20 protein-coding genes are annotated in these 24,686 nt (G+C 66.9%); 5 read left to right on the forward strand and 15 right to left on the reverse strand.

All coding sequences use genetic code 11. The features are described 5' to 3' along the window. Positions 1 to 133: 133 nt before the first annotated feature. On the forward strand, positions 134 to 1,114 hold the full coding sequence (locus AAFP30_RS12695; RefSeq protein WP_419230280.1) for a helix-turn-helix domain-containing protein: 981 nt from the start codon (positions 134 to 136) through the stop codon (positions 1,112 to 1,114). 162 nt (positions 1,115 to 1,276) lie between these two features. Further along, on the forward strand, positions 1,277 to 2,350 hold the full coding sequence (locus AAFP30_RS12700; protein WP_419230281.1) for a phenylacetaldoxime dehydratase family protein: 1,074 nt from the start codon (positions 1,277 to 1,279) through the stop codon (positions 2,348 to 2,350). Here the strand turns inward: AAFP30_RS12700 and AAFP30_RS12705 are convergent. Continuing rightward, positions 2,325 to 3,404: a lycopene cyclase family protein gene (locus AAFP30_RS12705; RefSeq protein ID WP_419230282.1), complete on the reverse strand. Its 1,080-nt coding sequence runs from the start codon at positions 3,402 to 3,404 to the stop codon at positions 2,325 to 2,327. The two genes, AAFP30_RS12700 and AAFP30_RS12705, sit on opposite strands and share 26 nt — an antisense overlap. A 20-nt stretch (positions 3,405 to 3,424) precedes the next feature. After that, positions 3,425 to 4,216 carry an SDR family oxidoreductase gene (locus tag AAFP30_RS12710; protein WP_419230283.1) on the reverse strand — a complete coding sequence of 264 codons (792 nt, stop codon included), beginning with the start codon at positions 4,214 to 4,216 and terminating at the stop codon, positions 3,425 to 3,427. A gap of 86 nt (positions 4,217 to 4,302) precedes the next feature. Between AAFP30_RS12710 and AAFP30_RS12715 the strand changes: the two genes are divergently transcribed. Together AAFP30_RS12715 and AAFP30_RS12720 are read left to right on the forward strand one after the other, a co-directional pair. Next, entirely contained in the window at positions 4,303 to 5,931 is a 1,629-nt protein-coding gene (locus AAFP30_RS12715; RefSeq protein WP_419230284.1) for an ABC-F family ATP-binding cassette domain-containing protein, read from the forward strand. Positions 5,932 to 5,962: 31 nt separating this feature from the next. After that, positions 5,963 to 7,174 carry a PucR family transcriptional regulator gene (locus AAFP30_RS12720; protein ID WP_419230285.1) on the forward strand — a complete coding sequence of 404 codons (1,212 nt, stop codon included), beginning with the start codon at positions 5,963 to 5,965 and terminating at the stop codon, positions 7,172 to 7,174. Here AAFP30_RS12720 and AAFP30_RS12725 read toward each other — a convergent pair. The 13 genes from AAFP30_RS12725 to AAFP30_RS12785 form a co-directional block, all read right to left on the reverse strand. Continuing rightward, a complete protein-coding gene (locus tag AAFP30_RS12725; RefSeq protein ID WP_419230286.1) occupies positions 7,150 to 8,361 on the reverse strand; it encodes an NAD(P)/FAD-dependent oxidoreductase in 1,212 nt (403 codons plus the stop codon). The genes AAFP30_RS12720 and AAFP30_RS12725 overlap by 25 nt on opposite strands. After that, positions 8,361 to 8,555, reverse strand: coding sequence for a ferredoxin (locus AAFP30_RS12730; RefSeq protein ID WP_419230287.1), 195 nt, complete (start codon positions 8,553 to 8,555; stop codon positions 8,361 to 8,363). Before AAFP30_RS12730 ends, AAFP30_RS12725 begins: the two co-directional genes overlap by 1 nt. Further along, on the reverse strand, positions 8,552 to 9,970 hold the full coding sequence (locus tag AAFP30_RS12735) for a fatty acid desaturase (RefSeq protein WP_419230288.1): 1,419 nt from the start codon (positions 9,968 to 9,970) through the stop codon (positions 8,552 to 8,554). The genes AAFP30_RS12730 and AAFP30_RS12735 overlap by 4 nt, the downstream gene beginning before the upstream one ends. Before the next feature lie 124 nt (positions 9,971 to 10,094). After that, on the reverse strand, positions 10,095 to 11,108 hold the full coding sequence (locus AAFP30_RS12740; protein WP_419230289.1) for a pyridoxal phosphate-dependent aminotransferase: 1,014 nt from the start codon (positions 11,106 to 11,108) through the stop codon (positions 10,095 to 10,097). Positions 11,109 to 11,117: 9 nt separating this feature from the next. Then, positions 11,118 to 12,140: a 3-oxoacyl-ACP synthase III family protein gene (locus AAFP30_RS12745; protein WP_419230290.1), complete on the reverse strand. Its 1,023-nt coding sequence runs from the start codon at positions 12,138 to 12,140 to the stop codon at positions 11,118 to 11,120. After that, positions 12,137 to 12,799, reverse strand: a complete 663-nt coding sequence (locus AAFP30_RS12750; RefSeq protein ID WP_419230291.1) for an SRPBCC family protein — start codon at positions 12,797 to 12,799, stop codon at positions 12,137 to 12,139. The genes AAFP30_RS12745 and AAFP30_RS12750 overlap by 4 nt, the downstream gene beginning before the upstream one ends. Continuing rightward, entirely contained in the window at positions 12,789 to 14,447 is a 1,659-nt protein-coding gene (locus AAFP30_RS12755; RefSeq protein ID WP_419230292.1) for a thiamine pyrophosphate-binding protein, read from the reverse strand. Before AAFP30_RS12755 ends, AAFP30_RS12750 begins: the two co-directional genes overlap by 11 nt. After that, the gene (locus AAFP30_RS12760; protein ID WP_419230720.1) at positions 14,444 to 16,024 is read right to left on the reverse strand and encodes a GMC oxidoreductase; all 1,581 of its coding nucleotides are present in this window, start codon (positions 16,022 to 16,024) and stop codon (positions 14,444 to 14,446) included. Before AAFP30_RS12760 ends, AAFP30_RS12755 begins: the two co-directional genes overlap by 4 nt. 84 nt (positions 16,025 to 16,108) lie before the next feature. Next, on the reverse strand, positions 16,109 to 16,819 hold the full coding sequence (locus AAFP30_RS12765; protein ID WP_419230293.1) for a UPF0158 family protein: 711 nt from the start codon (positions 16,817 to 16,819) through the stop codon (positions 16,109 to 16,111). A 35-nt stretch (positions 16,820 to 16,854) separates the two neighbouring features. Beyond that, positions 16,855 to 18,393 (reverse strand): acyl-CoA synthetase, encoded by a 1,539-nt coding sequence (locus AAFP30_RS12770; protein WP_419230294.1) that lies wholly within the window; start codon positions 18,391 to 18,393, stop codon positions 16,855 to 16,857. 42 nt (positions 18,394 to 18,435) lie between these two features. Continuing rightward, positions 18,436 to 19,986 carry an acyl-CoA synthetase gene (locus AAFP30_RS12775; protein WP_419230295.1) on the reverse strand — a complete coding sequence of 517 codons (1,551 nt, stop codon included), beginning with the start codon at positions 19,984 to 19,986 and terminating at the stop codon, positions 18,436 to 18,438. A 111-nt stretch (positions 19,987 to 20,097) separates the two neighbouring features. After that, positions 20,098 to 20,670, reverse strand: coding sequence for a TetR/AcrR family transcriptional regulator (locus AAFP30_RS12780; RefSeq protein ID WP_419230296.1), 573 nt, complete (start codon positions 20,668 to 20,670; stop codon positions 20,098 to 20,100). Between the two features lie 28 nt (positions 20,671 to 20,698). Further along, a complete protein-coding gene (locus AAFP30_RS12785) occupies positions 20,699 to 23,515 on the reverse strand; it encodes an aconitate hydratase (protein ID WP_419230297.1) in 2,817 nt (938 codons plus the stop codon). 344 nt (positions 23,516 to 23,859) lie between these two features. On the opposite strand from AAFP30_RS12785, the gene AAFP30_RS12790 reads away from it, so the two are divergent. Further along, positions 23,860 to 24,492 carry a DUF6676 family protein gene (locus tag AAFP30_RS12790; RefSeq protein ID WP_419230298.1) on the forward strand — a complete coding sequence of 211 codons (633 nt, stop codon included), beginning with the start codon at positions 23,860 to 23,862 and terminating at the stop codon, positions 24,490 to 24,492. The last annotated feature ends 194 nt before the right edge of the window (positions 24,493 to 24,686 follow it).

Here is a 24,686-nt window from a genome sequence, read left to right on the forward strand (position 1 = left end):
AACTGTTCCGTATCGGCGAGATGCGTGCTGTACTGAGTGAGCGTCGTGGCTCCATCCTGCGACGCCACGCGGCGCCGGAGTTGTCCGCCAGCGCCGAACAGTTGACCGATAGTGACCACCAGGTGAGGTGTCGATGCTCATCCGTTCGGGTTTCCATCTTCCGGCGCGTACCGCTCGGCCCGACGACTGGGCGGAGATGCTGCGCGATCACTTCGTGGGACTCGACGTCTCGGATCTTCTGGACTCGGGCTTCACCGGCGCGGTGCGCTCGACCCAAACGGCGCACCTGCACGTCGCATCGGTCAACTCGGTCGCGCAGAGCATTTCCCGCAGCGATTCCCTGATCCGCGCCGACCAGAAGGACAACCTGCAGGTCGGGATGATGCGACGGGGCCGCGCGGTGGTCTCCCAGGACGATCGCGAGTGCCTGCTACAGCGCGGCGACTTCGTTCTCTACGACACGAGTCGGCCCTTCAGTTGGCGTTTCGACGGGCATCCCGATGACGGCACCTGGAGCATGGAGGTCTTTACCTGGCCGCGCGCCGCGCTCGCGCTTTCCGAGGTCGATGTCCGGCGCCTGACCGCCGTGGCCTTCGACGGGCGATCGGGCTCCAGTGCTCTGCTGGGCCGGTTTCTCCACGATCTCGCGACGCTGCGGATGTCCGACGACGCCGACACGTCGACCGGCGCCATCATCGACGAGGTGGGTGACCTCGTCAACGCAATCCTGCGCAGTTCGCTGCGAACCGACACCCACCCGCACACCGATCTGTACCGGTCGGCCATCGCCCAGATCGACGAACGCATTGCCGATCCAGGTGTGAGCCCGGTGGAAATCGCTGCTGCGCTGTCGATCTCGACCCGCCAGCTGCATCGGGTGTTCGCCGAGCAGGACACCACGGTATCCCGCACCATTCGCCGACGACGTCTCGAACGGTGCCGGCGCGACATCGTCGCCGACACGGGAGCCGCTCGGTCGCTGTTGCAGATCAGCCGCCGCTGGGGCTTCAGCGATCTCGCCGTGTTCAGCCGAGCGTTCAAACAGGAATACGGTGTGAGTCCCCGGCACTATCGCTCGACGCTGGGCGCCGAGACCGGCCTCGCCCGTCGCTGACGGTCAATCTCTGGGCTCTCTCGCGCAAATCGCGTGTCGATCAACCGCTTAGCCTCGGTTTCACCGCATCCCGACGTGGATGAGGATCTCGGCCACCGAAACATGTTGCACGAGAATCGGACACATCGTCAGTCCGCGATGTGGAGAGACCAAAGGAATCCCATGGAATCGGCCATCGACCATCATCTGACCTGTCCACGCACCATCTCCCGGCGCGTCCCCGACGACTATCAACCGCCATTCCCGATGTGGGTCGGCCGCGCCGATACCGTCGTCGAACAAGTCACGATGGCGTACTTCGGCGTGCAGTATCTCGACGACGATCTGCGTCCGTCGGCGTTGGCGACACTGCGCGACATGGTCGGACGGCTCCACTTCGACGATGGTCCAGACCATCACGACCTGACCGAGCACACCGACAACGCCGGCCACCACAACCTGATGGTCGTCGGCTACTGGCGCGACCCGGCGGCGTTCTGCCGATGGCTACGATCGCCGGCGGTCGCGGACTGGTGGAACTCCGACGAGCGACTGACAGACGGGCTCGGTTACTTTCGCGAGATCACCACGCCGCGAGTAGACCAATTCGAGACGCTCTACGCCTTCCAGGACAGTCTGCCCGGTGTGGGCGCCGTCATGGACGGCATCAGCGGTGACATCAACGAGCACGGCTACTGGGGATCGATGCGCGAACGGTTTCCCGCATCCCAGACGGACTGGATGCAACCCGCTGGTGACCTGCGGATCGTGGCCGGTGACCCGCAGGCCGGCGGCCGTGTCGTGGTGGCCGGCCACGACAACATCGCAATCATCCGATCCGGGCAGGACTGGCGCGACGCCGAGGCCGACGAACGCGCACTGTACCTCGATGAGATCCGGCCAACCCTGTTGGCGGGCATGGACTTCCTCCGCGACAACGGCGACACCGTCGGCTGCTACAGCAACCGATTCGTGCAATCGATCGATCTCGACGGCAACTCGCTCGACGAAACCTACAACATCGGGCACTGGCGATCCCTGGAGAAACTGGAGCGATGGGCCGAATCGCATCCCACCCACCTCCGCATCTTCACGACCTTCTTCCGAGTTGCCGCCGGACTGGAAAAACTACGCCTGTACCACGAGGTTTCGGTCTCCGACGCGGCGAATCAGGTGTTCGAGTACATCAATTGCCATCCGGGCTCCGGGATGATGCGGGATGCGCAGGTGCTCAGCGCCCCAACACCGACCGCATGAGCGCGCCACGCGTCCCGCCACCCACCTCCGCGAACAGTTGCGTCATGGTGCGCATCACCCCCGAAAGATCCTCGCGCTCCGACAGATACGCACGCTGGCGGTCGACGGGGAGCTGAGCGAAGGTGGCAAAGAAGCGTCGCGTCTGAGTGGCGTCGAGCGCGAGCAGTGACCGTAATCCGGCGCGCCGTAACCGGTACACCTGGCGGGCGGACCGAGGCCACATCGTACGGTGCGGATCTTCCTGCGCCGCAATCGCGATCGCCACCGGTTCGGCCGCGCGCAGCGACGCAGCGACGCTGTAGCCGGTGGCCGGATGCATCAGCCCGCCACGTGCGCCGAACAGGGTTACATCGCTGCGCCACGGACTGTGCTGGCCGAGGAGGCCGAAAGACACCGTCTCGTCGCCGAGGTCGGTGAGGGTATGACCCACGAGCCGGGCGTCGAGGCGGGTGCGTAACTCGCTGGGCGACAACGGGGGATCGCCGGCGAGGCACGTCTCTTCGAGTAAGACCCGCTCGTCGTCGAGGGGGATGACGTAGAGGAACGACGGTGGGGCCGCACGGTCGAGACCCGGGACGGCGGTCCAGTCCATCAGTACGGCCTCGGCGCCGTCGAGCACCGAAACCGCCTGCGCGCGTGGCACGATCCGACCGAACGCGGTCTGGCGAGGCCCGCGACCGGAGAGCCCACGAGCGTCGATGACGACGCCGGCGGTGATCTGCGCATCCGAGCGGAGCGTCACCCGATCCGGTTGCACGGCGATCGCGCGGTCGGCGATGACCTCCGCGCCGTCGACGTCGAGGGCCGCCTGCAGTGCGTCGACGTCGAGCACCGTGTACCCGCGTTCGACAACCACCGTGTCCGGGGATCGTAGATCCACCGAATTCGTCTCGGCGGCAATGGTGTCGGCGGGCATCCACTCGGGTAGCTCGTCGGTCCAGCAGCCGTAGGTGGCCTGCCACGGGGCGACCGGGCGGGGGTCGACCAGTGCGACGGTGCAGCCGTGGGTGAGGAGCCGGTGGGTGAGCGCGCGACCCGCCGGTCCCGCGCCCACGACGACAACGTCGCGGTCGTTCACATCGACCCGGTGGACAGTGCCCCGCCGTCGACGGTGAGGGTTTCACCGGTGATCCACGATGCCTCGTCGCTCGCCAGGAACGCCGCGGCCCGGGCGATGTCCTCGGGCTCGCCCAGGCGGCCCAGCGGGTAGCCCTTGAGTGCCCGGGCCTCGTTCTCCCCGGCGATGAGGTCGGTGGCGAACTTGGTGCGGACGATGGCCGGCGCGATGGCGTTGACCCGGATCTGATTCGGTCCGAGTTCCCACGCGAGTTCCGACGTCAACCGGATCAGGGCGGCCTTGGAGGCGCCGTAGGCGGCGATCACGCCGCTCGAGCGGATACCGGCGACCGACGCCAGGTTGACCACCGCGCCACCGGAGTCACGCATGCCGGCGTGGAACGCCTCCTGCACGAAACCGAGCGCAGCCACGACGTTGGTGTCGAAGATCTTGCGGACCGCGCCGAGGTCGGCGTCCATCAGCGGACCGAACACCGGGTTGATGCCGGTGTTGTTCACCAGGATGTGGATGCCGCCCTGCGCGACGGCGGCAGCGACGGCCTCGCCGCGGTGAGTTTCGTCACCGGTATTGCCGGGGCATGCGGTGACGGTCGCGCCGGCGACGGCGGTGCGAATGCCGGCGGCAGCCTCCTCCAGGGGTTCGGGTTTGCGGCCGGTGATCACCACGGCGGCACCGCGTCGGGCCAGTTCGGTGGCGATCGCCAGCCCGATGCCGCGGCTGGCGCCGGTCACCAGAGCGGACTTACCGGTGAGGTCGGACGGGTTCGGATGCACTGTCGTTTCGGTCACGTCTCACACCGTAATCGTCGCGCGGTGGGCGTCCGCGGCGCTTGGGTGGAAATCGGGCTTGCCTTCCGCGGGTAGACTGATTTGCCGTGATCACCGCGACCGACCTGGAAGTTCGAGCGGGCGCTCGGACCCTGCTGTCGGCGCCCGGCGCCGCCCTGCGTATTCAGGCGGGCGACCGGATCGGACTGGTCGGGCGCAACGGCGCCGGCAAGACCACCACACTGCGCATCCTCTCCGGCGAAACCGAACCGTATGCGGGCACCGTCGTGCGCTCCGGGGAGATCGGCTACCTGCCGCAGGACCCCAAGGAGGGGGACCTCGACGTCCTGGGCAAGGACCGGGTGCTCTCCGCGCGCGGGCTCGACAGCATCCTGCGGCAGATGGAGAAGCAGCAGGCGCTGATGGCCGAGGCCGCCGACGACAAGGTCCGCGACAAGGCCGTCCGCAAATACGGGCAACTCGAGGAGCGATTCTCGGCGCTCGGCGGGTACGTCGCCGAATCCGAGGCCGCCCGCATCTGTCACAGCCTCGGCCTGCCCGACCGGGTTCTCGGCCAACAGCTGCACACCCTGTCCGGCGGTCAGCGTCGTCGAATCGAATTGGCGCGCATCCTCTTTGCCGCCTCGGACGGCTCCGGCAAGTCCGACACCACCCTGTTGCTCGACGAGCCGACCAACCACCTCGACGCCGACTCCATCACCTGGCTGCGCAGCTTCCTGCAGAACCATGAGGGCGGGCTGATCGTGATCAGCCACGACGTGGACCTGCTCGCCGACGTCGTGAACAAGGTGTGGTTCCTCGACGCCGTGCGCGGTGAGGCCGACATCTACAACATGGGCTGGAAGCGGTACCAGGACGCGCGCGCCACCGACGAGCAGCGTCGTCGCCGCGAGCGGGCCAACGCCGAGAAGAAGGCCGGTGCGCTGCGGGCCCAGGCCGCCAAACTCGGCGCCAAGGCCACCAAGGCAACCGCCGCCCAGCAGATGCTCAAGCGCGCCGACCGCATGCTCGATTCCCTCGACGAAGAGCGGGTGGCCGACAAGACCGCACGCATCAAGTTCCCCGATCCGGCGGCGTGCGGCAAGACGCCGCTGATGGCGAGTGGGCTGAGCAAGTCATATGGGTCGCTGGAGATCTTCACCGGCGTCGACCTGGCCATCGACAAGGGCAGCCGCGTCGTCGTCCTCGGCCTCAACGGTGCTGGTAAGACAACGCTGCTCAAGCTGCTGGCCGGCGTCGAAGAACCCGACACCGGAGGGATGGAACCGGGGTACGGCCTCAAGGTCGGCTACTTTGCCCAGGAGCACGACACCCTCGACGACATGGCCACGGTGTGGGAGAACATCCGCCACGCCGCGCCGGACGCGGGGGAGCAGGACCTGCGTGGCCTGCTGGGTGCGTTCATGTTCACCGGCCCGCAGCTCGACCAGCCGGCGGGCACGCTGTCCGGTGGTGAGAAGACCCGCCTGACCCTGGCCGGGCTGGTGTCGTCGGCAGCCAACGTGCTGCTGCTCGACGAGCCGACCAACAACCTCGACCCGATCTCGCGCGAACAGGTGCTCGACGCGCTGCGCAGCTACCAGGGCGCAGTGATCCTGGTGACCCACGACCCGGGGGCCGCCGCCGCCCTCGAACCGCAACGGGTCATCCTGCTGCCCGACGGCACCGAGGACCACTGGTCTGACGAATATCAGGAGCTCATCGAGCTCGCGTGACCCGCGCGTGGGTCCCTGCTAGCGTGGGTCGATGCCCACGACCGATTCCGCCGCGACGGTGACCTGGCTCGTGGGCTTCGTTGCGGCGCAGCGGGAACCGGCACAGGTGTCGCTGTGGGTGGAGCGCACCATGGCCGAGATCCTCGGTGCGGTGACCGGGATCCCCGCCGATCTGCACCCCCGGGTCCGCGCCGCGATCGGCGACCATTGGCGGGCGTTCCTCGATCGGGTCGCGACCCCCGACAGCGACTTCGTCCTCGTCGATTCGGCTCACGAACTCGCCGGCGAATGTGCACGGCTGCATATCCCACTCCCGGTCCTGCTGCACGTGTATCAGACCGCCCAGACGGCGTCGTGGCAGTTCGCCGTGGACGTCGTCGGTCAGGCGCCACCCGACGTCGACCACGAGGCCGCCATCATCACCTTGTGGACCAAGGCGAACGCCTGGTTCGCGTCGTCGATCGATCAGTCGGTGGCGGTGTACACGGAGGAAGCCGATCGGGTGCGCCGGCGCGGTGACGCTCGCCGGTACGAGGCGGTGGCGAAGCTCCTCGACGGGACCGATGTGGCGATCTCCGAACTCTCCGCCGCGCTCGACGGCCACCCGATCACGTCGGTCGACCACGTCGCGGTCATCGCCCACGCGATGTCGCCCGAGTCCATCGAGGCGCTCGACGCCGCCGTCGCCGCGATCACGCGCTCGCTGCGCGCGCCGTCGGTCGTGGTGCGGCCCGGTGGCCGAGAACTGTGGGCGTGGATCGCGGTCCGCGACCGCGATGCCGTCGACCTGACGGCCATCGCCGTCGATCGAGTCGACCCGGCCGCGGTCCGGATCACCGCCGGTGTCAGCGGTGAGGGCATCGCCGGGTTCGTCGCCGCACATCGTGATGCGCGCACGGCAGCTCGAATTGCGTTGGCGCCGAGACGACATCGGGCTATGACCGCCTACGACGACGTGACCGCGGTGACGTTGCTGGCGGCGGATCCGTCTGCCGCGCAGCGGTTCGTTCGATCCCGCCTGCGGGAGCTGGGGGAGCCGGAACACGAAAAACTCCGCGAGACCGCGCGCGCTGTCCTCACCGCCACCGGCGGCGCCGACGGTGTCGCCGACACCCTCGGGGTGCACCGCAACACCGTTCGATACCGAGTCGCGCAGATCGAGCGGATGATCGGCCGGCCACTGCCCGAACGTGCCGGCGACATCCTGCTCGCACTCGACTACCACGACGCGTTCGGGGCCTGACCTTGGTGGCTGCCGACCGGCCGCCCCTTCTTGATCGCGAGCAACGCGCGCCGCAGTCGGGCGATGTCGCCCGGCCGATCGATGCCGACCGCACCGACCACCACCTCGCCATCCTGATACTCGACCAGTCCGCCGCCGCGATCGATCTCCGCACCCCGACGGGTGTCGCCGACGGTCTGGATGCGGTGTCCGTGCCACGTCGACCAGGCGAACGGGACCCCGACCACGGTGCCGTCATCACCGACGGCGTTGGCGCCGGCGACGAAACCCTGTTCAGCGGCGGCGGTCCAATGTCCGCCGGGACGGCCGTCGCCGACGACGGCGACATCCCCGGCCGCCCAGACGTCGGCGGCAGCGGTCTGCATACGGTCATCGCACACGACTCCACCCGAGGCGGCGTCGAGGAGGAGCCCGCTGTCGCGCAGCCATGCGGTGGCCGGGGTGACGCCGATCCCGACGATCACCATGTCCGCCGTCAGGAGTTCGCCGCGGTCGAGGCGCACCGTGACGCCGTCGGCCGGTGCTGTCGACGCGTCGTCGGCGAGGGTGACCCCCGACCCGAGCACCAGCCGGACTCCCGCGGCGCGGTGCAGATCGGTGAGACGGCTCGCGGCAAGTGGTCCGATGGCCCGCGCCAATGGCTGTGGGGCGGCGTCGACGATGGTCACCTCGACGCCGTGTTGTCGTGCCGCCGAGGCGATTTCGGAGCCGATGAAGCCGGCGCCGATGACCAGCAGCCGGCGTGCCCGTGGCAGCGCCGCGCGGATCGCGACGGCGTCATCGTAGCGGTGCAGCTTGTGCACGCCGGGCTGTCTGCGCATCTCCGGAATCTCCCGGGGTCGGCTGCCGGTCGCAATCACCAGGGCGTCGTAGCGCACCTCACCGTCGGTGGTCGACAGCACATGACGGCCGGTGTCGAGTCCGATGGCGGCGGTCCCGGTCCGGACCGTCGCGTCGACCGCCGCCCACGCCTCGTCGGACCGCAACGCCGGGAATGCTGCCTCGGCGTCGGTGGCGAGGAAGTCCTTCGACAGCGGTGGTCGATCGTAGGGTTGGTGGTGTTCTTCGCCGATCAGCTCGATGCGCCCGGTCCAGCCGGCGGATCGGGCGCCTTCGGCGGCGCGCACCGCGGCGAGGCCGGTCCCGACGATCACCAGGGCTCGCGCCGAACCCCCTTGCGCCGCCATCAGCTCTGCATCCGCAGCGCCGAGACCGGGCAGGAGTCCACCGCGGCCTGGACATGGGCGCGGTCAGATTCTCCGACGTCGTCCTGCACTACATCGACGAGTCCGTCGTCGCCGATCTGGAAGTATGCGTCGGCCTGCGCCTCGCACATGCCGATTCCTTCGCAGACGTGCTTGTCGGCCTGGATTCTGCTCACAGCGCCGCCTCCTCGATCGCGACGAAGTCGACCTTCTCGCGCACACCGCAATCGGGGCAGCACCAGTCATCGGGGATGTCGCTCCACGCGGTGCCCGCCGCGAAACCTTCTGCCTCGTCGCCTGCCGCCACCTGATAGGTGTAACCGCAGCCCGGGCAACGGGCGGCGAGTACGTCGTCGGACTGGCTCTGGCGCGTCACATCGTCACCGAATGTGTCGTCCGATTCCGGTGTGGGAGGCGGGAACTTGCGCAGCAGTCGCTCGCGTTTGCCGGGCTGTAGGTTGGCCAGGCGGATGTCGCCGTCGACGTGGGCAACCACCCGCTTGTCCATCACGCGGAACCACATCGGCGGTATCAGGGCGAGCATCAGCATGCCCGCGTAGCCGGTGGGCAGGACCGGGGACTCCTGGTAGTCGCGCAACGTCTGATAGCGGCGTGTGGGGTTGGCGTGGTGGTCGCTGTGACGCTGCAAGTGATACAGCAGGATATTGGTGGCGATGTTGTTGGCGTTCCAGGAATGCGCGGGCAACACCCGCTCGAAGCGGGGGCGGTCGGCCGACCCGACCTGCTGACGAAGCATTCCGTAATGCTCGAGGTAGTTGATGATCTCGAGCAGGGAGAACCCGATCACGGCCTGTAGCACCAGGTACGGCAGGATGCCGGCACCGAGCCAGATGGTCAGACCGGCCCACAACACCAGGCTCATCAGCCAGGCGTTCAGCACATCGTTGCCGAGACGAAAGGGATGGGTCTCCTTGCGCGCGTACCGCTTACGTTCCACACCCCACGCCGACCGCAACGACCCGACGACGGTGCGCGGCCAGAACCGGTAGAACGATTCACCCATCCGCGACGACGCCGGATCCTCGGGGGTCGCGACGCGCACGTGATGTCCGCGATTGTGCTCGATGTAGAAGTGACCGTAAAAGGTCTGTGCCAGTGCGATCTTGGACAGCCACCGCTCGTGGTCGGGCTTCTTGTGGCCGAGTTCATGCGCGGTGTTGATGGCGACACCCCCGACCATGCCCAAGGTGACCGCGAGACCGATCTTGTCGACGACGGGCCATCCGCCGGTGGCGATCAGGTACATGCCGACGATGAATCCGGCGTACTGCAGGGGCAGGAAGGCGAACGTCACGTAGCGGTAGTACTTGTCGTTCTCCAGTGCCTCGATGACCTCATCGGGGGGATTCGACTGGTCGGTGCCGGTGAGGAGATCGACGATCGGCACGACGATGAAGACGATGATGGCGCCGATCCAGAGGAACACGCCCCACCCCGTGAGCAGGTAGGCGCCGACACCCAGGAAGGTGAAGGACGGCACCACCAGGCCCATCAACCACAGATATCGCTTCTTGTCCCGCCATCGCGCGGTGGTCCCGTCGGCGATTGAGCCGCTTGCCTCCAGCGTCATCGTTGATCTCCTTGTTCGGATATGGACTGTGCTTGTCATATTCGCTGGGTGACATGCCGCAGTCATCGTCATATCGATCGAACACGAAGGAGACTTTTGTGCATCTGCACAAAAGTGGTGCTGATCAAGACTTTATCGAACTCGCCTGAACCAACTCGTCGCTCACCGCGGCCGCGATGCGAACGGTGGTGGCGCGGTCGGTGACCGTCAACCGGAATCCATGGTCGTCGATCTCCTTGCCGACCACCCCCGCGTCGCGAAGTGCCCGTCCGACGGCGAGCCCGGTGGGTCCGGGTAGGTAGACGAAGTTGGCCTCGCTGGGCAGGACGCGACAGCCGAGTTCGCGCAGCTCGCAGGTCAATCGCTCCCGTTCGGCCCGTGTTGCGAGGACCCGTGCGCGGAGTTCCTGTTGCGCCGCAAGGGCAATGGGTGCGGCGACCTGGGCGGTGGCGCCGACCGCGAAGGGGAGTTCCTGGGCGCGTGGCCCGGCGATGACGTCCGGTCGCCCGAAGGCGTATCCGACCCGGAGCGCCGCCAGCCCGTAGGCCTTCGAGAATGTCCGCAGCACAATCAGATTCGAATACCGTGCGAGGAGATCGGCGGTGTCCGGCGAGGTCACGCAGTACTCCACGTAGGCCTGATCGAGGATCACCGTGACCGTCGGCGGGATCGAGGCGAAGAAGCGGCGGAGTGAGTCGTCGCCGACCACCGCGCCGGTCGGATTGTGCGGGGAACAGACGATGACCGCGACGGTCTGTGGACCGACCGCGGCAGCGAGGGCATCGAGATCGGGGGCGCCTGCCGGATCGAGGGGTGTGGCATCCACCCCAATGCCGAGCATCCGGGCGATGATCGCGAATCCGTCGAATGTCGGGACGGGTGTGGCGATCCGCGGTTCGCCACACCCTGTGCGTCGGGCTTGCAAGACCAGATCCTGCAGGATCGCGAGAGCCACACCGGTGGCGCCCGCACCCACCGTCACGGCGCCATCGGTGACACCGAGATGGCGGGCGAGGTGCCGGCGCAGACCGTCCGGATGGAACTCCGGATACCGATTGGCGGTGGCGGCGCTCGACGCGATCGCGGCCGCCACCGTCGGCAGCGGTGGGTGGTCGGATTCGTTGCGGTCGGAACTCACGTCAGGCGCTCACGACCGTCCGGTCCAGCGGAGGGCGCCGGCCGCGGCGAAGTCACCGGCATGCGCGAACGCCGACATCATCACCACATCGCCGGGCTGCACGCGACCGTCGTCGACGGCCGCGTCGAGCGTCATCGGGATGCCGACCGCGAACAGGTTCCCGCACTCGTCGAAGGTGTCGGGATGACGATCCTCGGGCAATTCGAGCGCTTCCCGCCAGTTGCGCAGGAAGATCCGATTGGGCTGGTTGGTGATGAACCAGTCCAGCTCGGCCGGCCGCACACCGATCCGATCGGCCACCTCGATCGCCACCTCCGGCACCATCCGGTTGCCACGGGCGAGGACCTTCGCGATCTTCGACTCGGTGAACCCGATGTGGATCTGCCCGGGCCCGGCCTCCCAGTACTTGCGGTCCGGCTGCGCCACCGAGGTCATGTCCGCCGAATACTGTCCGTAGGACCGACACACGGTGTCGAGGACAGGGTTTCGGCCGTCGCCGATCCGTAGCGTCGCGACGGCGGCACCGTCACCCGGGATCGCGGCCTGCGCCTTGCCGCGCACCTGCTCCTGAGTGAACACCTGGCCGGCGCTGTTCTGCGCCAACCCGATCAGCGCGGTCCGTCCCCCGCGGGCGGTCAGCAGCGCTCCCGCCAACTCGATCATGTGCACAAAGGCGGCACACCCGCCGTTGTGGACGTCGAGCACCACCTCGGGGCGCAATCCGAGCCGATGGGCGACCTCACCGCCGCAGCCGCGGACCGGTACCTCGGGCAGCTGACTGTGGGTGAGCACGATGTCCACGTCGTCGAGGTAGTCGGTGCCGTGCCGGTCGGTGAGCGTACGCGCGGCCGCCAGGATCATGTCCGCGGAGGTCTCACCGTCGGTGGCGTGGTGCCGAAATGTCGGCGCCCGGAACATGAAACTATCGGCGAGCTCGTCGGTCTCGGCGTACTGCGCGAAATAGTCGGCGGGCACCCGGTTGGCGGGGCGGTAGGTGGCCAGATCGGCGAGGGCGAGAGTCGGGGTGCTCATGCGCGCATCCATTCGGGCGTCAGCGGAAGTCCGTGGCCGTGGCGATGTTCGGCGATCGCGGTCAGGTTCTCGAGTTCGATCTGGTGGCCCGCCCAGAACATGTCCCACAGATCGCCTACCCACTCCGCACGCTCCGGCGGCGCGGCCTCCGGGTAGGGGTTCTCGTCGTAGAACGGATGCCGGCAGTTGTTCCACAAGACCACCGACCCGGGTTTGTTCAGCACCAGCTGCGCGTCGACGACCCGCATCAGATAGATCATCCACAGATGCCGACCCTGATCCCACGCACAGTGATAGTCGACGGTCATCGCCGCCGGATTGGCCACCGTCCGTACATAGATCTCGGTGTCGGTGTTGAGGCGGTCGTATCCCACCCACAATCCCGGCTCCTCGGTGGCCACCAAACCCCGTGTGCTGTAGGTCCATTCCTCGAGGGAGCGGCTGTCGGCCAGCCACTCGTACAGTTCGTCCGGCGGCGCATCGACATAGCCCTGTACCGGACAGAACTCGCCGTAGATCTGCTGATGCGGATACACCGACCGCACCTTGTCGACGACGAGCGCGGTGTTGGCGGTCCGCGGATGGGTCTCCACGCGGATGACGCCGTCGGGCATCCCGGCGGATATCAAGTCCGACAACGGATTCGAATCAATGGTCATGGGCACCTTCCGGCACGAACGGGGCGAACGGGGGAATCTCGTCGGGATCGACGTCGACGACGATGCAGTTGGGGCCCGACGCCGTCATAAACTCGGCGCACGCGCCACGGAGCGTAGCGGCGTCGGGGGCATGCCGGACAGTCAGACCGCCGAACATCGCGGCAATGCCGCCGGCGATGTCGGTGTGCCGGAAGCGGTTGAGCGCCGGGGTCTCCGGGAAGTACTGGCGCTCGCGCGTGACACACATGCCGTGCGCATCGTTGTTGAGCACAATGAGCGTGACCGGCGCGCCGTATTCGACGGCGGTGTGCAGTTCCATCCCGTGCATGAAGAATGAGCCGTCACCGCAGACGATCACCACCCGTGTGATCTCTGGCGCGGGCGTGCCGATCGCGGTGCCGATACCAGCGGCGATCGCGTAGCCCATTCCACCCATCCCGAGGGCGACGACGAAACGTGCTGGACTCCAGGGCAGATGGTGGATGGCCGCGGCGCCCGTGTTGCCGGCATCGGCGAACATCACGGCGTGGTCGGGCAGGGCTGCACCGACGATCTCGATCGAAGTGCGCATGCCCAGCCCAACCGTGGGCGGGGTCGGCAAGTACTCCATCTGCCGAGTCTGCCGAACGCGAGTGCGCTGCCCGAGGCTCCGCACCTGATCCGTGAGTTCGGCGACCGCCCAACCGATGTCGGGCACACAGAGGTGCTTGGCCAACCCGGGCGCGCGTGGCGGATGGCCGCCGATGTGCAACACCGTGCGGGTGCCGAGGATCTCGTCGAGACCCGCCCGTTCGGTCGACGACATGCGGGTGCCGATGGCCAGGACCATGTCGGCGTCGGCCAGTGCCCGATGCGCCGACGGATGACCCATCACGCCGGTCACGCCCGCGCACTCATCGATCGCCACATCCCGCGCCTCCGGCGACACCACCATCGTCGCACCGAGCGCATCGACCAATGCGGACAACGGCTCTCGAAGACGATGACGGGAGGTCTCGGCGCCGGCCCACACGCACACCGATCCGCCGGCGGCGACGACCTCGGCCAGCGTGGCCGCGACATCGGCCAGGGCGCGCGGATCTCGCGAGAGCCGGGTGTCGCTAGGCGTACTCGCACAATCCGACATGGCAGCTGACTGAACATCTTTGGGGATCACCAGCGCCGCGGGGAATCCGCGATCCAGTGTGGCCAGCGCTTGGTCGACGGCCGCGGCCACCTGTGCCACCGACCGGATCACCACACAACTGCCGACCACTCCGCCCAGCACGGCCGCGATGTCGATGGTGTCCGGCGGCGACAGCATGTCCTGGAAGCCGCCCGCCCCGATCGCCGCTCGCGGTGCCGACCCGATGACCGCGAGCACCGGCACCCGGCTGTCATACGATTCGGCCAGCGCCGGAATCACATTGAGGGCACCGGCCCCGGACGTCGTGAGCACTGCGGCATAGCCGTCGCGGACCCGGGCCAGGCCGTCGGCCATGGCGCCGGCGCCGAACTCGTGTTTGGCGATCACCGGCGTGCAGTCGGGATGGCGCGCGACGGCGTCGAACACGTCCTCGATGTTCGCGCCGTGCACCCCGAACACGGTGTCGATACCGGCGTCGTAGAGCCGTCCGACGAGATGGTCGGCGACCGTGCGCGTGCTCACCGTCGACCGAGGAATCGGTCCATCGTGCGCTCGGCGAGCGCGGTGATCGTCAGCGACGGATTGACCAGCCCGACAGCACCCGGCGCGAACGACCCGTCGACCACGTACAGGTTGTCGTAACCGTTGATCGCGCCGTCGACCGTGGCCGCCTGCCCCATGACGACACCGCCGAGCCCGTGGAACGTGGCGCCCGACCCGAAGCCGGAAAGCCGGTCGTAGATGAGGGTCCCGTTGAGCGGGTGTCCATGTCGGGTTTCGGTGCGCTCGTGGAAGTGGCGGGCGAATGCGGCGCCGCGACGGTCGAGAACGCTGTGGGCCTCCGGGAACGGATAGTTCAATGTCGTGCCACGGGTGGCGTGGTCATAGTCGATGGTCCCGCGCTCGGGCGTGTGGACCTGGATCAGGTGAGTCGTCGCCACCGCGCCGAGCGGCGACGGGAACGGGCTGGCCTGGTAGACGATCGCCGCCGGACCGCCCGGCAGCCGGTCGTCGCGGATACGGCCGTAGCCGGGGCCACCCTGGATCGGACCGTAGGGGTCGCGCAGGGCGGTGCGGGTGACGAGGAAGTCGCCGTTGCCACCGAACCCGTCGCCGATCTTCGGCGACAGTTTCGGCATCAGTCCCTTCGCCCGGGCCTGCACCAGCAGCGATGTCGTGTGGTACGAGCCGGCCGCGAGGAACAGGTAATCGGCCTCGGCGGTCACCACCCGCACCGTGCGATGGTTGTCGTCGATGACCCGGGCTCGCACGATGAAGCCACGTCGCCGGGGACGCGGACGGATCTCGAAGACCTCGTGCATCGGCTTGATCGTGACATTGCCGGTCGACTCGGCGGCCGGCAGGTAATTGTGGTCGACGGAGTTCTTGGCACCGCTGTTCACGCCATAGGACAGGTCGCCGATGGAGACACCCGGACGTGCCTTGCCCGCCAGTTCGCGGCGCACGATGTCCCAGTCGACGGCGTAGTCAATGAAGCGTGGGGTCGTTCCGTAGCGCTTGACGGTGGTCAGCCAGGACCGCGCGCCCACGTAGTTCGGGTGCGCGAGGATGTCCGGCGGGAGGGGCGTGGCGTTCAGCATCCGCCGAGCCCGCGGGTAGTAGGTGCGGGCGAGTTCGTCGTAGTTTGCCGCCGCAGGGAACACCATGGTGAAGTCCTCGCGGTCCGGCTGCGCGGAGAACGCACCGAAGACCAGGGACCTGCCGCCGACGCCCGCGCCGTAGACGGACTCGATCCCGTTGCCCTTGATGGCATCGAGCACTCCGGGGTACCGCTTGACCGGGGTCTGTAGCGAATTCGAGATGCCCGCGGTGTCGCGGAACCAAGCGGCGCGGTGATCCGGGCGGTCGAACGTCGCAAAGGTGTTGCCGTCGGGTCGAATCGGCCATCGACGGCCACGCTCGAAAACGGTGGTGCGGATGCCTGCCTGGCCGAGTCGCAGCGCGGCGACCGCGCCACCGAAGCCGGTGCCGATCACGATGGCGCTGGCGCCGTCCGGCATCGGGGCGGCGGTCGCGGGGGATGCGGTGCCGGCTGCGACGGTGGCCAGTGTTCCCGCGGCGAGGGTCCCGCGCAGCAGCGTGCGCCGGGAGAACTCGCCCGGCGGGTGCGGTATGTCTGATGTCACCCGCTGACTGTAGCCTAATGGTTAGGTAAGCAAAACCTAAGTCTTGAGGTTCTTAATCGACGGCCGATAACCGGCGCCGGCCAGCCACTCCCGCGCACGACCACGCTTCCGTTCGTCGGAGAATACCTGCCACTGCATGGATTCCGGGGTGTCCCAGAGGACATCGCGGAAGCGGCGGAAAGCACCACGACCGTTGATCGCGATCCGTAGCTTCTCGGCGAGCGCCTCGTCGGCGAGTGATTCGATGAATAGTGTCATGTCGCGGAAGCCTTGACGTGAACCCGCACAGTCGACGTTCAGCCACCGATCCGGCTCCTCGAGGGCGTCCTCGTCAAGACCCAAGTCGTCGAGATCGGCGTCATCGAAAAACTCGTCGGGATAAACCTGCCCGGTCTGCAGATCGATTCGTCCGCCGCCCCGCATCGGATCACCCTCGAGGATCCCGGCGAGATCCTCGAGGTCGATCGGGGCCGACCGCAATGCCGGGGTGGGCCCGTCGCCGACGGCGGCCTCGAGTAGGTCCGCGAGTTCCTCGTCGCCATACCATTCGCGCTCGCGCAACTTCGCTGCACAGTCGCGGGCGAGTTCTATTGCCCCGTCGACGGATTGGGCCACCGCAAGGAGCAGTCCGTCTCCGGTGAGCTGAAGCACGTCGTCCCACAGTCGCTCGTTGAGGACTGCCACTACGTCACGCCCGTCCGCACGGTAGACGGCGGCGGCCAGGTCTCGCGGTTTCTCAGCTGCCATGGGTTCGACTGTAGTCGGCGTGATGGTCTCCCGCCTCACGGCCAATACTGCTTGCGCAACTCACCTTTCACCAGCTTGCCGGTGGGGGTGCGGGGGAGGTCGGAGACGAAGTCGACCGAGCGCGGCGCCTTGTAGGCGGCGATCCGGTCGGTGGTGAACGCGATCAGTTCGTCGGCGAGTTCGGGCGACGGGGCGAAGGCGGGGTCGAGCTGCACGCACGCCTTGACGACCTCGCCGAGGTCCTCGTCGGGCACGCCGATGACGCCGACGTCATACACGGCGGGATGTCCGATGAGAATGTTCTCGGCCTCCTGCGGGTAGATGTTGACGCCGCCGGAGATGATCATGAACGCCTTGCGATCGGTGAGGAAGAGGAAGCCGTCGTCGTCGAGATAGCCCATGTCGCCGGTGGTGGCCCAGTTCGGATGCGCGGGATGCTGCGCGCTGCGGGTCTTTTCCGGATCGTTGTGGTAGGCGAACGGCATCTCGTCGCGTTCGAAGTAGATGACCCCGACCTCACCGGCCGGCAGATCGCTGCCGTCCTCGCCGCAGACGTGCGCGACGCCCATCAGCGCCTTGCCCACCGAGCCGGGATGCTCGAGGGCCTCGGCCGGCCCGATGAACGTGGCGCCGGCGGCCTCGGTGGCCGCGTAGTACTCGAAGATGACCGGCCCCCACCACTCGATCATCTTGTACTTGACCTCGGCCGGACAGGGCGCGGCCGCGTGCACGGCGATCTTGATGCTGGACACGTCGTACCTACTGCGCACGTCCGCCGGCAGTTTGAGCATCCGGATGAACATCGTGGGCACCCACTGACTGTGAGTGGCGTGGTATTTCTCAATCGCGGCGAGCGCGGTCTCCGGTTCGAAATGATCAAGGAACACCACGGTCCCGCCCAGCGAGGTCGTCATGCCGCAGAACCGGAGCGGCGCTGCGTGATAGAGCGGTGCGGGCGACAGGTAGACGGTGTCGGAACCGAATCCGTACATCGGCTCGAATATCTGGGTGTAGCCGTCCTTGACCTCGTCGACCTGACCGTCCGGCAGTGGTGCGCGAATCCCCTTGGGGCGTCCGGTGGTCCCCGACGAATAGAGCATGTCGGTACCGCGCGGCTCGTCGGCACGCGGAGTGTCAGACACGCTCGCCAGCACTTCGTCGAACGACTCGAAGCCGTCGATCTCGCCGCCCCAGACGATGCGACGTCCCAGTCGGTTCAGCGCCGGGAGCTCCCCGGAGTCGGCGACCGCCTCGGCCACCGATGCACCGGCGAACAACACCTGGGCGTTGCAGTCACCGAGGATGTAATTCGTCTCGGCGGCGGTCAGGTGATGATTGATGGCCGTGATGTAGAGCCCGCTGCGCAGGGCGGCCCAGTAGACCTCGAACAGGTGCAGATCGTTCTGCGTGACCACCGCGATGCCGTCACCGCGATGCAGGCCGAGCGAGTCGAGGTAGTTGGCCAGGCGCAGCGAGTTGTCCTCGAGTTGCCGATAGGTGAGGTGTTCACCCGTCGACGCACGGATGACGGCGGGTTTGTCCGGGGTGGACGCTGCGAAGGTACCGGGGTACACGATGGCCTCCTGACGTGTCGGTAGCCTTCGCAGCGTATCCCGTCACGCCGTGGTTGCGGGCCAATATCGTTTGCGCAGTTCGCCTTTCACAAGCTTGCCGGTGGGGGTGCGGGGGAGGTCGTCGACGAAGTCGACGCTGCGTGGCGCCTTGTACGCAGCGATCGAGTCCTTGGTGAACTCGATGAGCTCGGCGGCGAGTTCCGGCGACGGCGTGAACGCCGGGTCAAGCTGCACACACGCCTTGGTGACCTCGCCGAGGTCCTCATCGGGCACACCGATGACTGCGACGTCGTAGACCGCAGGATGGCCGATCAGCACGTTCTCGGCTTCCTGCGGGTAGATGTTGACGCCACCGGAGATGATCATGAACGCCTTGCGGTCGGTCAGGTACAGGTAGCCGTCGGCGTCGAGGTAGCCGACATCGCCTGTGGTGGACCAGTTCTGGTGCTCGGGATGCTGAGCCTTGCGGGTCTTCTCCGGGTCGTTGTGGTACTGGAACGACGGCTCTTCGCGTTCGAAGTACACCAGTCCGGTCTCGCCGGTGGCAACGTCGTCGCCGTCCTCGTCGCAGATGTGGACGATCCCCATCAGTGCCTTGCCGACCGAGCCGGGACGCTCAAGTGCCTCCTGCGGACCGATGAAGGTGGCGCCGGCCGCCTCGGTGGACGCGTAGTACTCGTAGATGACTGGTCCCCACCACTCGATCATCTTGCGCTTGACCTCGACCGGGCACGGTGCCGCCGCGTGCACGGCGATCTTCAGGCTCGACACGTCGTACTTGGCGCGCACTTCGTCGGGCAGCTTGAGCATGCGGATGAACATCGTCGGCACCCACTGGCTGTGGGTGACGTGGAACTTGTCGATGGCCCCGAGTGCGGCTTCCGGGTCGAACCGGTCGAGGAAGACCACGGTGCCGCCGACGGAGTTGGTGACGCCGCAATAGCGCAGTGGCGCAGCGTGATACAGCGGTGCGGGGGACAGGTAGACCGAGTCGGTGTCGAAGCCGTACATCGGCGCGAAGATCGCGGTGTAGGTGTCGGGGACCTCGTTGACCTGACCGACCGGCATCGGCGTCTTGATGCCCTTGGGGCGGCCGGTGGTGCCCGAGGAGTAGAGCATGTCGGTGCCCCGTGGCTGGTCGGTCCGCGGTGCGTCGGATGCGTTCGCGAGCACCGCCTCGTAGGACTCGAACCCGGCCAGCTCGCCACCCCACACCAGGCGACGCCCGGGGCGGTTCAGCGCGGCGATGTCACCGGATTCCGACACCGCGTCTGCCACGCCGGCGTCGGCGAACAGTACTGACGCATTGCAGTCGGTCAGGATGTAGTTCGTTTCGTCCGCGGTGAGGTGATGATTGATCGCGGTGATGTACAGCCCGCTGCGCAGCGCGGCCCAGTACACCTCGAACATGTGCAGGTCGTTGCGCGAGATCATCGCGATCGTGTCGCCCGGCCGTAGGCCGAGGGACTCCAGATGGTTCGCCAGTCGTGTCGAGTTCTCGTCGAGTTGCCGATAGGTCAACTGCTCGCCGGTCGACACCCTGATGACGGCGGCCTTGTCGGGCGTGGACTGGGCAAACACTCCTGGGAACAAGTGACACTCCTCACGATCGGAAACCAACACCGCCGATCCTATATCGAGCGATAGATCGGCGGTCATTGGTAACCGTGAAGGCGTCCATAGGCGCCACGTGATGTGTCGGTGTCAGTCCGCGCGCTGCGTCCGCACCGACTCCTCGACCAGGTCGAGAACGGCGTGCAGATCGTCGGTGGGTTGTCCGGATGCCAAGCGGGTGATCAGCCCGTCGAGCATCAGATCCAGATACTTCACCAGAATGTTGACGGGTACGTCGTCGCGCAGGCGTCCGGTCGCGCGGCCGCGTTCGAGCCGACGTATCAACGCCTGTTCGACGTCTCCGGAGTGCGCCGACCACGCGTCCCGGAACGACGAATCGGTTCGCAGCTTGCGGGCGATCTCGAGGCGGGTTCCGAGCCAGTCGAAATCCTGTGGGCGCGCGAGCATGTCGCGCATGACCTGGACGAGACCCTCTTCGGCGGCGACATCGGCCATCCGCTCGGCGTCCTCCTGCGCGAGGGCGAGAAAGAGCGCTTCCTTGTCGCGGAAGTGATGGAAGATGGCGCCGCGGGAGAGTCCCGTCGATTCTTCGATGCGTTTGACCGTGGCTCCGTCGTAGCCGTACTCGGCGAAGCAGTGCCGCGCGCCGTCGAGAATCTCTCGACGACGCGCGGCAAGCCGGTCATCGCTGACCTTGGGCACTGGATGCTCCTTGTTCGGGAGACTCCGCTCAGCCCTTGATCATGTTCCGCAGCACGTACTGCAGGATGCCTCCGTTGCGGTAGTAATCGGCCTCACCGGGCGTGTCGATGCGGACCACGGCGTCGAACTCGACCTTCGAGCCGTCCGCCTTGGTGGCGGTGACGTGCACGGTCTTCGGGGTCTTGCCCGAGTTGAGCTCCTCGATACCGGTGATGTCGAAGGTCTCGGTGCCGTCGAGGCCCAGCGACTTGTGCGACTCGCCCTCGGGGAACTGCAGCGGGATGACGCCCATACCGATCAGGTTGGAGCGGTGGATGCGCTCGAAGCTCTCGGTGATGACGGCCTTCACACCCAGCAGGCGGGTGCCCTTGGCAGCCCAGTCACGCGACGATCCGGTGCCGTACTCCTTGCCACCGAGCACCACCAGCGGAATGTCCTGCGCCGCATAATTCTGCGCGGCGTCGTAGATGAACGACTGCGGTGCGTCGTCCTGCGTGAAGTCCCGGGTGTAGCCGCCGGTCACGTCCACCAGCTGGTTGGCCAGGCGGATGTTGCCGAAGGTCGAGCGGATCATCACCTCGTGGTTGCCGCGGCGGGCACCCAGCGAGTTGTAATCCTTGCGGGCCACACCGTGCTCGTCGAGGTACTGCGCGGCGGGGGTGCCGGGCTTGATGGTCGACGCGGGGGAGATGTGGTCGGTGGTCACCGAATCGCCCAGCTTGGCGAGCACATGCGCACCCTTGATGTCGGCGACGGGCTCCGGATCGAGCTGCATCCCGTCGAAGTACGGAGGCTTACGCACGTAGGTGGACTCGTCGTCCCACTCGAAGGTCTTGCCGTCCGGGGTGGGCAGGTTCTGCCAGCGCTCGTCGCCCTTGAAGACATCGGCGTAGTCGGCGGCGTACTGCTCGGGCGAGATCGACGACGCGATGGTCTCCTGGATCTCCTCGTTGGACGGCCAGATGTCGGAGAGGAACACGTCGTTGCCGTCGGAATCCTGGCCGAGGGGATCGGACTCGAAATCGAAGTCCATGGTGCCGGCCAGGGCATAGGCGATGACCAGCGGCGGCGACGCGAGGTAGTTCATCTTCACGTCGGGGTTGATGCGACCCTCGAAGTTGCGGTTACCCGACAGCACCGCGGTGGCGGTGAGGTCGTGGTCGTTGATCGCCTTGCTGATCTCCTCGGGCAGCGGGCCCGAGTTGCCGATGCAGGTGGTGCAGCCGTAGCCGACGAGGAAGAAGCCCAGCTTCTCCAGGTACGGCCACAGGCCGGACTTGTCGTAGTAACCGGTGACGACCTGCGAACCCGGTGCCATAGAGGTCTTGACCCACGGCTTGGAGGTCAGGCCCTTCTCGACGGCCTTCTTCGCCAGCAGGCCGGCGCCGAGCATGACCGACGGGTTGGAAGTGTTGGTGCAGCTGGTGATCGACGCGATGGTGACGATGCCGTGGTCGAGGATCATGTCGCCACGCTCGGACGAGGTGACCTTGACCGGCTTGGAGGGACGACCCTCGGCGCCCTTGGCGGCGTTGTGGGCCGGCTCTTCGTCGTCGGAGAACGACAGCTTGGCCGCATCCGGGCTCACCGAAGGTGCGTCGGAGGCCGGGAAGCTCTCGGCGTTGGCCTCGTCGACACCGTTGTGGGCCGGGGTGTTGCCCTCTTCCACATAGTTGTGGATGTCCTTGCGGAAGGCGTTCTTGGCGTCCCAGAGCTCGATGCGGTCCTGCGGACGCTTCGGGCCGGCGATGGACGGGACGACGCTGGACAGGTCGAGTTCCATGTACTCGGAGTACTGGGCCTCGTCGGCGTCCTTCTCCAGCCACATACCCTGCTCCTTGGCGTACGCCTCGACGAGGTCGAGGGTTTCCTGGGAGCGGCCGGTGAGCTTGAGGTAGTTGACCGTCTCGTCGTCGATCGGGAACATCGCGCAGGTCGAGCCGAACTCGGGGCTCATGTTGCCGATGGTGGCGCGGTTGGCCAGCGGCACCTCGGCGACGCCGTTGCCGTAGAACTCGACGAACTTGCCGACCACGCCGTGCTTACGCAGCATGTCGGTGATGGTGAGAACCACGTCGGTGGCGGTCACGCCCGGCTTGGCGGCACCGGTCAGCTTGAAGCCGACGACGCGCGGGATGAGCATCGAGACGGGCTGGCCCAGCATCGCGGCCTCGGCCTCGATACCGCCGACGCCCCAGCCCAGCACGCCCAGGCCGTTTTCCATGGTGGTGTGCGAGTCGGTGCCGATGCAGGTGTCGGGGTAGGCGACGCCGTTGCGGACCATGATCGAGCGGGCGAGGTGCTCGATGTTGACCTGGTGCACGATGCCGGTGCCCGGCGGGACGACGCGGAAGTCGTCGAACGCGCCCTGGCCCCAACGGAGGAACTTGTAGCGCTCTTCGTTGCGCTGGTACTCGATCTCGACGTTGCGCTCGAAGGCCTGTGCGTTACCGAAGGCCTCGATGATCACGGAGTGGTCGATCACCATCTCGGCGGGAGCGAGCGGGTTCACCTTGTCCGGGTCGCCGCCGAGTTCCTTGACCGCGTCGCGCATCGTCGTGAGGTCGACGATGCAGGGGACGCCGGTGAAGTCCTGCATGATCACCCGGGCGGGGGTGAACTGGATCTCGATGCTGGGGTCAGCGTTCGGGTCCCAGTTGGCGATCGCCTCGATGTGCTCCTTGGTGATGTTGGCGCCATCCTCGGTGCGGAGGAGGTTCTCGGCGAGGACCTTCAGCGCATAGGGGAGTTTCTCGGTGCCCTTGACGGCACTCAGTCGGTAGATCTCGTAGGAGTTGTCGCCCACCTCGAGGGTGCCCTTGGCGCCGAACGAATCCTGGCTCACGTCTAATCCACTCTCCTCATATGCCGGCAGGCTGCGCCGGCTCTTCTCACAAACCGACGGGCTGCGTCGGCGTTGATGCAGCGGGGCTCTCTCACTGCGGTGTCCGCGTCGCGGCCCAGGGGGGTCGTGTGGTCCGCGTTGACACTGTCAATCCTAACAGTACGGGCGTACTGTTAACAAGCTGCCACGCCGTCGACACGCGGAGACGGTGAAATCGGGACGTGGTCGCTGATGACCTACCCATTCTGTCGTACGGTGCAGCGGGAGGTTTGGCGAGCCCCGGGGGTCCGTGCGAATTTAATGCTCGCGAAACCTGACTGATCACCGAGGCGAGGATTGACGCGATGACGACTGGGCTGCAGTTGCCGGGACAGCACGTGCTGGCACTTCCGCCGCTGGCGATGCCGGCACCGTCGGTGATCCCCGAGGACGTCGACATGAACGCCTTGCTCGCCGATATCCAGGACGACGGTGTGGCCGCCCCCGATGGCGCCGACGTGGCCGGGCTGCAGAAGGTCGTCGCCGACGCCAAGGCCGATGGATATCAGCTGAGCATCGTCGTGCTCGACAAGCGTGAGCCCAAGTTCACCTACTACCGCGACATCGCCACGGAGCTGCAATCGGAGGTCGGCGGCACCGTGATGGTGCTCGCTCCCGATTCGGTCGGCAGCGCGTCGCCGTATTTCAGCCGTGTGGAACAGGAACAGGCCACCGAGAACCTCACCCTGACCGATCCGCCCGCGGCCGCCCAGAAGTTCTGGGATCAGATGTCGGGGCCGTCGCTGAACTGGACCGCGATCTCGCTGGTGCTGATCGTCATCGTGGTCATCGGAGCGGTGATCGCCCGGTTGCGGCAGGTCCGGCGGCGCGATACCACCGCCTCCGACGCTGCGGCGGACAACGCCTCGGCCGCCCCATCGGACGCGGCCACTGAGCCGTCGACCGACGAGACGAATTCGGTCGACCGTCCCTCCTGAGTCGGCGACCCGGCACGACACTCCCGAACTCGGCGGACTTCGGTCCGTCGTTGCCAATTCGATACCTCTCGCGCGATTGGGTCTTCTGACCAGTTCACGCGCATATCCGCAGGTAATCACGCTGATGTAATTCGTGACGATTGTTTTCGCCTGTGTTCGATGTGACGTACGGTTCTGTTGTCACGTGTGATGCG

The organism is Gordonia sp. CPCC 205515, from assembly GCF_048537925.1.
Taxonomy (GTDB): Bacteria; Actinomycetota; Actinomycetes; order Mycobacteriales; family Mycobacteriaceae; genus Gordonia.

Coding starts and splice junctions, on each gene's coding strand:
- AAFP30_RS12695 (WP_419230280.1), top strand. CDS start 134: ATGCTCATCCGTTCGGGTTTCCATCTTCCGGCGCGTACCGCTCGGCCC.
- AAFP30_RS12700 (WP_419230281.1), top strand. CDS start 1,277: ATGGAATCGGCCATCGACCATCATCTGACCTGTCCACGCACCATCTCC.
- AAFP30_RS12720 (WP_419230285.1), top strand. CDS start 5,963: ATGCCCACGACCGATTCCGCCGCGACGGTGACCTGGCTCGTGGGCTTC.
- AAFP30_RS12725 (WP_419230286.1), bottom strand. CDS start 8,361: ATGGCGGCGCAAGGGGGTTCGGCGCGAGCCCTGGTGATCGTCGGGACC.
- AAFP30_RS12735 (WP_419230288.1), bottom strand. CDS start 9,970: ATGACGCTGGAGGCAAGCGGCTCAATCGCCGACGGGACCACCGCGCGA.
- AAFP30_RS12745 (WP_419230290.1), bottom strand. CDS start 12,140: ATGAGCACCCCGACTCTCGCCCTCGCCGATCTGGCCACCTACCGCCCC.
- AAFP30_RS12750 (WP_419230291.1), bottom strand. CDS start 12,799: ATGACCATTGATTCGAATCCGTTGTCGGACTTGATATCCGCCGGGATG.
- AAFP30_RS12765 (WP_419230293.1), bottom strand. CDS start 16,819: ATGGCAGCTGAGAAACCGCGAGACCTGGCCGCCGCCGTCTACCGTGCG.
- AAFP30_RS12790 (WP_419230298.1), top strand. CDS start 23,860: ATGACGACTGGGCTGCAGTTGCCGGGACAGCACGTGCTGGCACTTCCG.